Below are 12,253 nucleotides of genomic sequence, written 5' to 3'. Positions count from 1 at the left end.
GGATCTTCACGTCCGCGAAGGACTCCTTGCGAGCCTCGGAGTCCGATGCCAGAGCTTAAGGCGGCGCCGTGGGTGCCGTTGAGGCTCGTCTGCTCAGTCCAAAGGAGCTGGCCGGTGCCGCTCTTGACGGGTCGGCGGGGCCGGCGGGGCCGGGCGCGGCGTTGGTCGTCCGTGAGGGGAACCTTCACAGCCCCTGATTCCCTCAGGGTTCCCCTCACGGACTTTCGGAGGCGGCCATACGGGTATCAATCGGGCAATTCGGCGGTTCCGGCGTCCTGTGTGGATGGTCCAGCAGGCGTGGGCCATGCACCTTAAGTCCCTGGTATTGACGGGCGGAAGCAGATCCCGGCACCAAAAGTCAGCCGTTCACCGACCGAAGCCGCCGCATCGCCTCCGCCAGCCCCTCCGCATCCGGCCCCAGCGGCGTGAGCACGATCCGCCGCAAGATCTCCGCGCAGGCGGATCGGGCCTTGATCGCCACCTCCAGCCCGTGTTCCGTCAGGGCCGCGAACGTCACCCGGCGGTCCTCGGGGCTCGGGACGCGGCAGATCAGATCCGCGGCGACCAGACGGTCCGCCACCTTCGTGAAGCCTCCGCTCGACAGGGCGGCTTCCGTCGCGAGGCGGGTCATCGGCATGCGGTGGTCGGGGGACCGCACCAGCCGCAGCAGGATGTCGAACGACGCGGGGGCCAGGCCGAACCGGTCGGCGATCTCGCCCATCAGCGCGTTCTGCGTGGCCAGATAGCCCTCGATCACGAGGCCCCACCACGTCACGATCTCGTCGTCGTCCGTCTGCGGATCCGGGGTCATCTGGCGGAGTCTACCCGGAATACATCTTGCGAGCGAGAAGTTACCTGGGCAACAAAACACTCAGCTCGCTAGGGTCGAGGCATGACCGACCTGACCCGCGCGCAAGACCTGCTCGCAACCACGATCCTCGCCGACGGACACAACGACCTGCCATGGGCGCTCCGCCTCAAGGCCGGTCCGAACCCGGTCGAAGCGGTCGCCGGGGTGGACCTCACGGTGCCCCAGCCGACGCTGCACACCGACTTTCCCAAACTCGCCGAAGGCAAGCTGGGTCTGCAGTTCTGGTCGGTGTACGTGCCATGCCAGTTCGAGGGCGACAGCGCGGTCACCGCGGTGCTCGAACAGATCGAGGTGGTGCACCAGCTGGCTGAGCGTTACCCCGACCGGCTGCGGCTGGTGACCACGGCCGACGAGGCCGAGGCGGCGTTCGCGGACGGGCGGATCGCGTCGCTGCTCGGTGCGGAGGGCGGGCACAGCATCGCGGAATCTCTTGGGGTGCTGCGGATTCTGCGCCGGCTCGGCGTCCGGTACATGACGCTGACGCACAATTTCAACACCACCTGGGCCGACTCCGGGACCGACAAGCCCGAACACAACGGGCTCACCGAGTTCGGCCGCGACGTCGTGCGCGAGATGAACCGGATCGGCATGCTCGTGGACCTTTCCCACGTCGCGCCGAGCACCATGCGCACCGCGCTCGAAGTGTCCAGTGCGCCGGTGATCTTCAGCCACTCGTCGTGCCGCGCGGTCAACGATCACCCGCGCAACATCCCGGACGACGTGCTCGCTCAGCTGCCCGGCAACGGCGGCGTCGCGATGGTCACCTTCGTGCCCGCCTTTATCTCCGCCGCGGTCACCGAGTGGGACAACCAGCTTGAGGCCGCGATGAAGGCGGCCGGGCAGGAGTTCCTCAACCTCGGTGAGCGCGGCCGGTTCGCCGAGAGCTGGGACGGGCCGCCCAAGCCGACGGCGACGGTCGAGGACGTCGTCGCGCACATCGAGCACGCGCGCGAGATCGCCGGGATCGACCACATCGGGCTCGGCGGCGATTACGACGGCGTCGGTGCGCTGCCGGATGGCCTTGAGGACGTGTCGAAATACCCGGTGCTCATCGCCGCGCTGATGGAACGCGGCTGGAGCGACGAGGACTGTGCGAAGCTCGCCGGCCGCAACACGCTGCGGGTGCTGCGCGAGGTCGACGCGAAGCAGTGACCCGCTTGAATTAGCGGATCACGGCGAGTGGGCGGACAATCACGGTATGTCCCACGCGCGAAACGACGACCCCACCGGGGCCGCGAAATCCGAGATCCCCGAGGCGCCGGGCGCCGAGGTGCCCGGCGCGCTCGAACCCGGCGCCGAACCCGGACCGCCCCCGCCCGCGGCGAAACCCGCCGGGAAACCCGCGGCGGGCCGCAAGGGCAAGGTCAAATCCACTCGCATCAGCGGCACCTGGATCGCCGTGATCGTGGCGATCGTCGTGCTGGCGTTGCTGCTGGTGTTCATCCTGCAGAACCTGGACACGGCGACCGTCCACTTCCTCGGCGCGTCCGGCAGCATGCCGCTCGCGGTGGCGATGCTCTTCGCCGCCATCGCGGGGGCGGCGCTGGTGGCGCTGATCGGCGGGGCGCGGATTCTCCAGTTGCGGAAGCAGGCGCGGCGGCGCAGGTGAGCGGTCGTGAGTGCCTATGCCGGTTCTAACCGGGATAAACACTCACGAGTCCGCAGGCTCAGCAGGATCTCGCACACCGCGGGATCCCCGCTGAGCCGCACGCGCGTGCCCGCTTCCGCCGCGGGCAACGTCCCGCTGCACAACCGCCAGAACGCGTCCGCGTCGGTAGCCAGCGAAGCGAGCGGAGACCGCGACGTCGCCGCGCCGCGGTCGATCGTCCAGCCGACCGCAGTGGCGCGCACGGTCCACCGCCCGGCCCCCTCCACCGAACAGGCCACCTGACGCCCGGCCCGCGCGGTCACCGCGCGCAAGCTCTGCGGCAGTGAACGCAGGAACGTGTCCACCACCGGCGTCTGGAACTCCGGCTCGTCGAGCAACGGAGCCCCGACCGCCTCCCGGATGTGCTGCTGATACGTCCACTGCTCGGCGTAATCGCGAGCGACCGTCAGCCACAACGGCACCGCGGCGGGCTCGTCCAGGTCACGGTGCTTCCACAGTTCGGTCAGCTGCGTCGTGCTGTCCACGAACATCGCGAACAACACCTCCGGCGACAGCTGCCGGCAGGCGGGCACCCACGGTGCCTCGTCCGCGAAGTGCCCGTCCCGGTCCCGGGAGAGCCGCCGGAGCTTCAGGCCGAGGACGTGCGCGGTCAGGTCGTGCACCGTCCACTCGCCGAGCGCGGGCAACGCCCACTCCGGCGGCCGCAGGTCGGAGAGGACTCCGATCAGCGCCTGTTCCTCGCGGACGAGCAGCGGCAGCACGTCGATCGGCGGTCCCCACGGCGCGGTCATGCGCGTCATCCAACACCCACCGGCCCGGCATCACAGGGCCGTTCGGCCTACTCGCAGGTAGCATCAGCGCGAACAGTGAGGGGAGCAGCCCGTGGACTACCAGCGACCGAACGGCCGGGGCACCGCCGAGGACGTGGCCAATCTGGCCCGCCGGGCAGGCCAGCTCGCCGGATGGGCGGCGCGCACCGGCTTCGACCTGACCCGCAAACTCCCCGGGATCGACACCGCCGAACGCGGCCTCAAGCAGGTCGAACGCGGGCTGCTGAGCGAACTGCGCCGCCGCCTCGACGAGGTCGACGATCCCTATCACGCGGCGCTGACCGCGGCGTCCGCGATGAACCGCCCCGACATCGGCAGCCGCGCCGTCGAAACGACTGTGACGCTGGTGCCCGCCCGCGACCACGTCGAACCGCTGCGCGCGGCGATGGCCGAACTGCTCAACCATTCCATCGGCTTCGGCCGCGAGCGGGCCCGCGAGTACCTGTACGCGATCATCCTCCGCCAGCTCACACCCGACGAGGCGCGCATCCTCTCCGCGCTGTCCGACGGCTCCCCGTTCCCCGCGATCGACGTCGCCGAGCGCACCGCCATCGGCGGCACCGGCCGGATCGTGCTGCGCAACGCCTCGACGGTCGGCAAGGCGGCCGGGGTGTCGCTGCCCGACCAGGTGCCCGGCTACGTGACCCGGCTGATCGGCCTCGGACTGGTCGAACTGGACGAGGAGGTGCCCGCGCTCGAGACGCAGTACGAAATCCTGCTGACCGACGAGTCGGTCCGCGAGGTGGAGAAGCAGGTGAAGCGGATCAAGATCATCCGCCGCACCATCCACGTCTCGCGGCTCGGCGCGCAGTTCTGGCAGGCCTGCGACCCGAGCCTGGGCTGACCCCGATGGGCGAGTTCGTCTCGAAGATCCTCGACGATTTCGTCCGGCACTGGCCGCTGTATGTCTCCATCCCGATCGTCGCCGCGCTGATCGGGTACGGCACGAAGCTGGTCGCGATCCGGATGATGTTCCAGCCGGTGGAGTTCATCGGCGTCAAACCCTTCCTCGGCTGGCAGGGCATCGTGCCCAAACGGGCCGCGCGGATGGCGAGCATCGCCTGCGACACGATGACCGAGCAGCTGATCAAACCGGCCGAGGTCGTCGCGCGGCTCGACGCTGACCGGATCGCCAAGGAGATCGAGAAACCGCTGCTCGCGGCGGTCGAGGACATCGTGCGCGAGGTGGCCGGGCACTACCAGACCGGCCTGTGGGAATCGCTGCCGGTCGGCGTGCAGCGGCTGGTGATCCAGCGCGTGCAGGCCGAATCGCCGCACATGGTCAAGGCCGTGCTCGAACTCATTCAGTCCGATGTGGACAGTGTGTTCGACCTCAAGGGCATGGTGGTGACCAGCCTGGTCAAGGACAAGCGGCTGCTCAACCGGATCTTCCAGGAGGCGGGTGCGGAGGAGTTCAAGTTCATCGCGCGCTCCGGGCTGGTGTTCGGCGGGCTGATCGGCGTGATCCAGATGGTCGCGTGGCTGCTGTTCAAATTCCCGCCGATCATGCCGTTGTTCGGCCTCTTCACCGGATGGTTCACCGACTGGCTCGCGCTGCGGATGATTTTCTACCCGCTGGAGCCGAAGAAATATTTCGGCGTCACCTGGCAGGGGTTGTTCCTCAAGCGGCGCGCGGAGGTCGCGGAGGCATACGGCGAGTTGATCGCGAAAGAAATCATCACGCCGCACAACGTCATCGAGGCGGTGCTGCGGGGGCCGCTTTCCGACCGGGTGCTGGCACTCATCCAACAGCAGCTCGACCGCGAGCTGGGCCGCGCGGCGAACGTGGCGAAACCGTTGCTGGTCTTCGCCATCGGCAGCCGCCGCTACCAGGACATGAAGCTCGCCATCTCGGAGCAGATCATGACCCGGCTGCCGGACACGATGCGCTACATCGAGGACTACGCCACCGACGCGATGGACATCCGGAACGTGCTGGTCGGCAAGATGAAGGAATTGTCGCCCGAGGAGTTCGAACAGCTGCTGCGCCCGGCTTTCCAGCAGGACGAATGGATTCTCATCGCGACCGGCGCGGTGCTCGGATTCGCGGTCGGCGAGGCGCAGGTACTGGTGCTGGAGCATCTCGCCGCCTGAAACCTCCCCCTTGTGGAGGAGCGGGCTGGGCCGGGAGACTGACCCTCATGGGTGAGACGGCGGTGCCGTGGCCGCAGGAAATCCGGATCGCGATGGCCATGGTGGGGGGATCCAGCCTGGCAGTGTGGATGGGGGGAGTCGCTACCGAGACCTCGGCGTTGCTGCACGCTTCGCGCGAGAAAGACGAGAGTAACGGCTACCGGAAACTGCTCGACCTTTTGCACGCTTCAGTGCGTCTCGACGTGCTCACCGGCACGAGCGCGGGCGGCATCAACGCCGCGTGCCTCGGCCTGGCGGAGGCGTACCGGTCGACGCCCTCGGTGCTGCGCGACACCTGGTTCTCCGCCGGGTCGCTGGAGAATCTGATCCGCGAGCCCAGCGAGACCGAACCCCGTTCGGTGCTCAACGGCGACAAGGTGCTGCTCGGCGGGCTCAACCAGGCGATGCGCGACATCACCACGGCCGGGGTCGTGCCCACCGAGCCGCCGGACGTGACCGTGCTGCTCACCGGAACCATGCTCGACGGCGAGACCACGCAGTACGACGACGCGCTCGGAAACCGGGTGCGCGACACCGAACATCGCATGCTGTTCCGCTTCGACGGTCCATTGTGGAATAACCAGGTGCACGCTCCGCTCGCGCTCGCCGCGCGGTCGAGTGCGTCCTTCCCCGGCGCCTTCGAGCTGTCGCGGATGCCGATCGGCCCCGAGGCGGCGGACCGGCTGCATCCGGACATGACCGACTACACGGAGCTGGTGCGTTCGCACTGGCTCGCGGACGGCGGCGTGCTGGTGAACAAGCCGCTGCGGCCGGCGTTGCGGGAGATCTTCGAGCGCTCGTCGTCGGCGGACGTGCGGCGGCTGCTGCTGTATGTCGTCCCGACGGTCGACGGGGAAGTCAAGCCGATGGCGTGCGATCCGGCCGAGCCGCCGATGCTCGGCACCGCGCTGGCGAAGGTCGCGTCGACGATCATGAGCCAGACCATCAGCGTCGAGCTGGAGGAACTGAGCAGGCACAACTCTTCGGTCACGCGCGCCAGGGACACGCGGGTCGCGCTCGCGTCGCTCGGCCTGCGCGGCGGGCAGCTGGTGGACGACCGGGTGCACCGGGCGTACCTCGACCGCCGGGTCGCGCTGGACGCGGCCGACCTGGTGCGCGCCGTCACCCGCCGCTACGAACTGTCCGATGAGGACAGTGGCTGGGCGGCCGGTAATTCGGCTTTGCTGCAGGACATCGCCGCGGAAGGGCTGCGGCGCGGGATCCCGAACACGCTGCCAGGGGATTCGATCTCGGTCGTCGAGATGGTCCGCTACCGCACTTCGACGCTTGAGGACGCGGTCGCCACCGGCATCCAGCTGATCAACGGCGGCTTCCGGATGGGCCCGGACCTCGCACAGGCGGAGCAGCTCAACGCGGCCCGCGCGAAGATGCACGCCGCCCGCCGGAGCGCGGCTCGCGACGTGCGGCTGTCCGCGTGGGTGGCGCGGCACGAGCCGCCGGAGCCGGGCACCGCGATGCCGGACTGGATCGGCCAGCTCGCCAAGGAATGGGCGGATCTCGGGGCTTCGGACGCGGTCCGCGAGGCGTGGCCGGAGGTGACCGGCGCGCTGCGGTCGGCCGCTCCGGTGCTGCAGGCGTTGTCCGGCAAGGAAAACCAGTGGTCCGCGGAAGCCGCCGCGACCGTGACGACGCTGCTGGACTGGTTCGGCTTGGACAACGAGGATGTCGCGGACACCTTCGTGATGGCGCGATTCTTGTTGCTGCACATGGCGACCCGCGGGCTGCTCGCCGAGGCGCCCGCGGTGGACCAGCGGGTCGACCTGGTGCAGATGAGCGCGGACAGCCGGACCCTGCTGGATCTGTCCCGTCCGCGCGGACGGGACAAGCTGACCGGGACGCAGGCGAACAACTTCGGCGCGTTCTACAAGTCCTCCTGGCGCGCGAACGACTGGCTGTGGGGCCGGATCGACGGCGCGGGCTGGCTGATGCAGTGCCTGCTCGACCCGAAACGCCTGCGCGTGCTGCGCGACATCGTGGGCCGCGAGGAATTCCGGGAGCAGGTAAGGACGACGTTCCTCGCCATCGGCTGGCAGCCGCCGTCGCCCGCGGACAACGCGCTGCCCGCGGAGCTGCCCGTGCTGCTCGCGCAACTGGGCGACGAGCTGGCTTTCCTTGGCCTGGACGCGAATCTGGAGCCGGTGGACTTCGGGACGCAGGTGCCGACCAGTCTTCCGGTGACGTCGATGGTGCTGGCGAAGCCGCGCCAAGCGGCCATCGCGCGGGAGGAACTGCCGGTGCTCGCGCGTCAGGCCGCCGAGGATGCGAAGGAGGGCAACGGAAAGGCGTCGGAAAGCTTCCGGAAGCTGATGGCCGCCCGGCCGCTTGCCCAAGCCGCCGAGAAAACCGTCGAGAAAACCGCTGAGAAAACCACTGCCCAGCCGGAAAACCCCGTCCAGCCGGACGACGAGGCGCAGCGCGCGTTCCAAGCCTGCCAGGTTTCCGCCGAACGCTTCGAGGGCGAACTCGGCAGTACGCTGCTCGCCAAGACCATCGTCAAAGCCGGTGCCGCCGGGCTCAACGCCGCGTCCACCGCCACCCGGGTCCCGAAGACCCTCCAGCCGCTGGCGAAGTTCACCCAGCTCAGCAGCCGCAGCGCGTGGTGGGTCACGCAGGGTGCGACGCGGCTGAGCCGGCCGTGGAACCTGCTCGTCGCCGCCATCGTCGCGGTCGCCGGGTTCGTGCTCAGCGGCGAAGGCGGGCCGCTCCTGCAATGGGTCGGCCTGCCGGTGGCCGGCGGTGCGCTCGTGTTCCTCGTGGTAAGCCTGCTGACCCTGAGGCGCGCGTGGCGAATGGTGCTTATCGTGCTGGGCGTGCTGGTGATAGCCGCGCTATTGTTCGCCGCATTCCTGCCGCCGATCGCGCAGCCGTTGTTCGGCTGGCTCGGTACCGTTGTGGACGGTTGGCGCCGCGGCCAGGCTCCGCTCTGGTGGCTGGCCGTCGTCGCGCTGCTCCTGCTGCCCGCGGTGTGGACCCCGCTGTCCGGCCTCGGCGGGCGCAAGCGCAAAAAGCGGCGCTGACCTCGGCGTTCGCAGTCGGACAGTCCACCGGCGACCCCCAGGTGGACCGCGATTTTCCGGCGTAGGAGTTGCGGCGGGGCCGACGAGGGCTCATGGTCTGGGGTCACAGGTCGCATACCGAAGGTGTGCGGCCCAGGCGCACGCATGCCCAGAAGCAGGCCTGGTCAAACATGTTTGTGGTCCTCCTCACCGGGGTATCCACGTCATCCCTGGTGAGGGCGGTGGACGTGGCATGGATCGCTGGCGGCGCGAAAATTCTCTGTTACGTTTCCAAAGTATGTCCGGAAAGCACTTGATCGAATCCCCGACCAAGGCCGATGGTGCCGCTCTCTGGCGAATCGCACGCGATTCGCAGAAGCTCGATCTGAACTCGCCATACGCATACCTGTTGTGGTGCAGGGATTTCGCGGAGACCTCGGTCGTCGCCCGCGTCGACGGTGAGCCAGTCGGATTCGTGATCGCTTACCGAAGGCCGTCCGCGCCGGACGTCGCGCTCGTGTGGCAAGTCGCCGTCGACGCGTCGCAGCGCGGAAAAGGCCTGGCCGGGCAGTTGCTGGACAGCTTGTACACGCGCCTGGTCGGCGAGGGCGTGCGGTACCTGGAAACCACGATCACCCCGGACAACCCGGCGTCGATCCGGCTGTTCGAGTCGTTCGCGAAGCGCTGGAACGCGGATCTGGAGCGCGAGCGGTTGTTCGAAGTCGCTGATTTTCCGCAGGGGGAGGCGCACGAACCCGAGGATCTTTACCGGATCGGGCCGCTGCACCGCCAATAACCCGTCAATTTCGCCGAGTAGGAGCGAAAGAAATCGTTATGAGCATCTTCGAAGAGCTCGAATCAGAAGTCCGCAGTTACAGCAGGGGGTGGCCGGTCGTCTTCGACCGGGCGCAGGGCAGCAGGCTCTACAGCGAGGACGGCAAGCCGTACCTCGACTTCTTCGCCGGCGCCGGCGCGCTGAACTACGGGCACAACAACCCGCACCTGAAAAAGGCGCTGATCGACTACATCCAGCGCGACGGCGTCACGCACGCGCTCGACATGTACACCGTCGCGAAGCGGGACTTCCTGGAGACCTTCCGGGACAAGATCCTCGCGCCGCGCGAGCTGGACTACAAGATCGTCTTCCCCGGCCCCGGCGGCGCGAACGCCGTGGAGGCCGCGCTGAAGCTGGCGCGCAAGGTGACCGGCAAGGAATCGGTCATCAACTTCACCAACGCGTTCCACGGCATGACGCTCGGCGCGCTGTCGGTCACCGGCAACTCAATGAAGCGCGGCGCCGCGGGCATCCCGCTGGTGCACGCCACCCCGATGCCGTACGACAAGTACTTCGACGGCGCGATGCCGGACTTCATGTACTTCGAGAAGCTGCTCGAAGACTCCGGCAGCGGCCTGAACGAACCCGCCGCGGTGATCGTGGAGGGCGTGCAGGGCGAGGGCGGCATCAACGCCGCGCGCCTGGAATGGCTCAAGGGTCTCGACGACCTGTGCAAGCGGCACAACATCCTGCTGATCCTCGACGACGTCCAGATGGGCTGCGGCCGCACCGGTCCGTTCTTCAGCTTCGAGGACGCGGGCATCTCCCCGGACATCGTGTGCCTGTCGAAGTCGATCGGCGGCTACGGCCTTCCGATGGCGCTCACGCTCATCAAGCCGGAGCTGGACGTCTGGGAGCCGGGCGAGCACAACGGCACCTTCCGCGGCATCAGCCCGGCCTTCGTCACCGCGTCCGAGGCGCTGCGCGTCTACTGGAGCGACGACGAGCTGGAGAAGTCCACCAAGGCCAAGGGCGAGCGCATCGCGAGCACCTTCAAGGACCTCGTGGAGCGGTACCCGGAGGCGAACCTCACCGCCAAGGGCCGCGGTCTGGCGCGCGGTCTCGAGTTCGGCAGCGGCGAGCTGGCGGGCGCGGTCTGCAAGGAAGCCTTCGAGCGCGGCCTGCTGATGGAGACCTCCGGTCCGGACAGCGAAGTGATGAAGCTGCTGCCGCCGCTTACCCTCACCGATGACGAACTGAGCGAAGGACTCTCGATCATCGAGGAATCCGTCGCCGCCGTCCTCAAGTAGCCACCCCGAAGAACAAGAAGGAGCCTTTCACTTGCTGGTCCGCACGCTCGACGAGATCACCGACACCGACGCTGACATCAAGACCCCGAACTGGCGCAGCAAGCGCATCATCCTCGCGAAGGAGGGCGTCGGGTTCTCGGTGCACGAAACGACGCTGTACGCGGGCACGGTGAACGACTTCTGGTACGCCAACCACATCGAGGCTGTTTTCATCACTTCCGGTGAAGGCGAGATCGAGGACCTCGCCACCGGCGAGGTGCACCAGCTCCGGCCGGGCACGCTGTACCTGCTGAACGACCACGACAAGCACCAGGTCCGGCCGAAGACCGAGATCAAGTGCGTGTGCGTGTTCAACCCGCCGGTCACCGGCCGCGAGGTGCACGACGAGAACGGGGTCTACCCGCTCGTCACCGAAGACTCCTGACACTGCGTCACTCCCACCACCGCAAGAAAGAAGAAACGCCAGAAGAACTGGAGGCGAGCCACTGTGACGATCATGGACACCCGGGTCGACGACGGTTACCCGACCCGGATCACCGGTACGCCGGAGCACCTTCCGCGCGTGCACCCCACTGTGTGGGGTACCGAGGCTGACGGCCCGATCGACGCCGCGACCCTGGCCAATCACGACGCCAAGGGCTACACGGTCGTGGACGGACTGCTCTCGCCCGGTGAGGTCCAGACGTACTGGCAGGAGGTCGTCCGGCTGTCGTCGGACGAGAAGCTGCGCGACGACGAACGCGTCATCACCGAGGCGCGGACCGGCGAGGTCCGGTCGATCTTCGACGTGCACGAGATCTCCGGCCTGATCGCCGAGCTGATCCGAGATCCGCGGGTGCTCGACCGGGCCCGGCAGATCCTCGGCTCGGATGTCTACATCCACCAGAGCCGGATCAACTACATGCCGGGCTTCAAGGGCACCGGTTTCTACTGGCATTCCGATTTCGAGACCTGGCACGCGGAGGACGGCATGCCGTCGCCGCGCGCGGTGAGCTGCTCGATCGCGCTCACCGACAACTACCCGTACAACGGCGGGCTCATGGTCATGCCGGGTTCGCAGCGCACGTTCGTGCAGTGCGTCGGCGAGACCCCGGACGCCAACTACAAGAGTTCGCTCAAGGACCAGCGGGTGGGCGTGCCGTCGCCGGACGACATCACCAAGCTCGCCGCGGACTACAGCATCGACCAGTTCACCGGGTCGGCCGGTTCGGCGCTGTGGTTCGACTCGAACATCATGCACGGGTCGTCGAACAACATCACGCCGTATCCGCGCTCGAACATCTTCCTGGTGTTCAACAGCGTGGAGAACGCGTTGCAGCAGCCGTTCGCCGCGAGCGAGCCGCGGCCGTCGTTCATCGCCGGCCGCGACACCGCGCCGATCACGCGGTGACCAGCGTTACCTTCGCCAACCGGCGGGTCGCTCGTAACGGGGAATGTGCGCCCTGTTACGTTGTGGCCACCTCGCAGCTCGTCTGCGGAGGCACGGTTGTCCGTAGCGGTCCGGGTTCTTGCTCGGGGTGAGCCCCCCGAACCGCGGGCGGACGGCCGCGATGCACGGGTGGACCGCGCCCCCTGGCGGCCCGGCCGACGATCATTGAGTCCGGCCCCGCACCATCAGATCGGGACTGATGGTGCGGGGCCGGACTCGTCTTTTCTGGGGTCGAAATTCACGGAAGAGCGGTTTCTGCGGGCTGCCGCTGACGGTAAG

11 protein-coding genes are annotated in these 12,253 nt (G+C 68.0%); 9 read left to right on the top strand and 2 right to left on the bottom strand.

From position 1 onward, the window contains the following. Window positions 1–358: 358 nt before the first annotated feature. Window positions 359–811 carry a MarR family winged helix-turn-helix transcriptional regulator gene (locus tag ACFSVL_RS42795; RefSeq protein WP_378313279.1) on the bottom strand — a complete coding sequence of 151 codons (453 nt, stop codon included), beginning with the start codon at window positions 809–811 and terminating at the stop codon, window positions 359–361. Between the two features lie 81 nt (window positions 812–892). Between ACFSVL_RS42795 and ACFSVL_RS42790 the strand changes: the two genes are divergently transcribed. Both ACFSVL_RS42790 and ACFSVL_RS42785 read left to right on the top strand, forming a co-directional pair. After that, window positions 893–2,023, top strand: coding sequence for a dipeptidase (locus ACFSVL_RS42790; RefSeq protein ID WP_378313277.1), 1,131 nt, complete (start codon window positions 893–895; stop codon window positions 2,021–2,023). A gap of 46 nt (window positions 2,024–2,069) precedes the next feature. Then, complete coding sequence (locus ACFSVL_RS42785) at window positions 2,070–2,480, top strand: LapA family protein (RefSeq protein ID WP_378313275.1); 411 nt, start codon at window positions 2,070–2,072, stop codon at window positions 2,478–2,480. A gap of 14 nt (window positions 2,481–2,494) precedes the next feature. On the opposite strand, the gene ACFSVL_RS42780 is transcribed toward ACFSVL_RS42785, so the two are convergent. After that, window positions 2,495–3,271, bottom strand: coding sequence for a hypothetical protein (locus tag ACFSVL_RS42780; protein WP_378313273.1), 777 nt, complete (start codon window positions 3,269–3,271; stop codon window positions 2,495–2,497). Between the two features lie 91 nt (window positions 3,272–3,362). Here ACFSVL_RS42780 and ACFSVL_RS42775 point away from each other — a divergent pair, with 91 nt between their 5' ends. The 7 genes from ACFSVL_RS42775 to thpD all read left to right on the top strand — a co-directional run bounded on the left by ACFSVL_RS42775 (window position 3,363) and on the right by thpD (window position 11,935). Continuing rightward, entirely contained in the window at window positions 3,363–4,154 is a 792-nt protein-coding gene (locus tag ACFSVL_RS42775; RefSeq protein ID WP_378313271.1) for an Abi-alpha family protein, read from the top strand. Between the two features lie 5 nt (window positions 4,155–4,159). Further along, entirely contained in the window at window positions 4,160–5,404 is a 1,245-nt protein-coding gene (locus tag ACFSVL_RS42770; protein WP_378313269.1) for a DUF445 domain-containing protein, read from the top strand. 47 nt (window positions 5,405–5,451) lie between these two features. Continuing rightward, window positions 5,452–8,481 (top strand): patatin-like protein, encoded by a 3,030-nt coding sequence (locus tag ACFSVL_RS42765; protein WP_378313267.1) that lies wholly within the window; start codon window positions 5,452–5,454, stop codon window positions 8,479–8,481. Window positions 8,482–8,758: 277 nt separating this feature from the next. Continuing rightward, entirely contained in the window at window positions 8,759–9,256 is a 498-nt protein-coding gene (gene ectA, locus ACFSVL_RS42760; protein WP_378313265.1) for a diaminobutyrate acetyltransferase, read from the top strand. Window positions 9,257–9,294: 38 nt separating this feature from the next. Then, a complete protein-coding gene (ectB, locus tag ACFSVL_RS42755) occupies window positions 9,295–10,545 on the top strand; it encodes a diaminobutyrate--2-oxoglutarate transaminase (protein WP_378313263.1) in 1,251 nt (416 codons plus the stop codon). Between the two features lie 31 nt (window positions 10,546–10,576). Next, window positions 10,577–10,969 (top strand): ectoine synthase, encoded by a 393-nt coding sequence (locus ACFSVL_RS42750; RefSeq protein ID WP_378313261.1) that lies wholly within the window; start codon window positions 10,577–10,579, stop codon window positions 10,967–10,969. A gap of 63 nt (window positions 10,970–11,032) precedes the next feature. Then, window positions 11,033–11,935 (top strand): ectoine hydroxylase, encoded by a 903-nt coding sequence (gene thpD, locus ACFSVL_RS42745; RefSeq protein WP_378313259.1) that lies wholly within the window; start codon window positions 11,033–11,035, stop codon window positions 11,933–11,935. Window positions 11,936–12,253: the final 318 nt, after the last annotated feature.

It is taken from the genome of Amycolatopsis silviterrae (genome assembly GCF_042684085.1).
GTDB lineage: Bacteria > Actinomycetota > Actinomycetes > Mycobacteriales > Pseudonocardiaceae > Amycolatopsis > Amycolatopsis silviterrae.
This window is presented reverse-complemented; position numbering and strand designations above follow the sequence as displayed.

Bases quoted from the DNA above. Each gene is read 5' to 3' on its own strand.
- ACFSVL_RS42785 (WP_378313275.1), top strand. From the start codon at position 2,070: ATGTCCCACGCGCGAAACGACGACCCCACCGGGGCCGCGAAATCCGAG.
- ectB (WP_378313263.1), top strand. From the start codon at position 9,295: ATGAGCATCTTCGAAGAGCTCGAATCAGAAGTCCGCAGTTACAGCAGG.
- ectA (WP_378313265.1), top strand. From the start codon at position 8,759: ATGTCCGGAAAGCACTTGATCGAATCCCCGACCAAGGCCGATGGTGCC.
- ACFSVL_RS42790 (WP_378313277.1), top strand. From the start codon at position 893: ATGACCGACCTGACCCGCGCGCAAGACCTGCTCGCAACCACGATCCTC.
- ACFSVL_RS42765 (WP_378313267.1), top strand. From the start codon at position 5,452: ATGGGTGAGACGGCGGTGCCGTGGCCGCAGGAAATCCGGATCGCGATG.
- ACFSVL_RS42780 (WP_378313273.1), bottom strand. From the start codon at position 3,271: ATGACCGCGCCGTGGGGACCGCCGATCGACGTGCTGCCGCTGCTCGTC.
- ACFSVL_RS42770 (WP_378313269.1), top strand. From the start codon at position 4,160: ATGGGCGAGTTCGTCTCGAAGATCCTCGACGATTTCGTCCGGCACTGG.
- ACFSVL_RS42795 (WP_378313279.1), bottom strand. From the start codon at position 811: ATGACCCCGGATCCGCAGACGGACGACGACGAGATCGTGACGTGGTGG.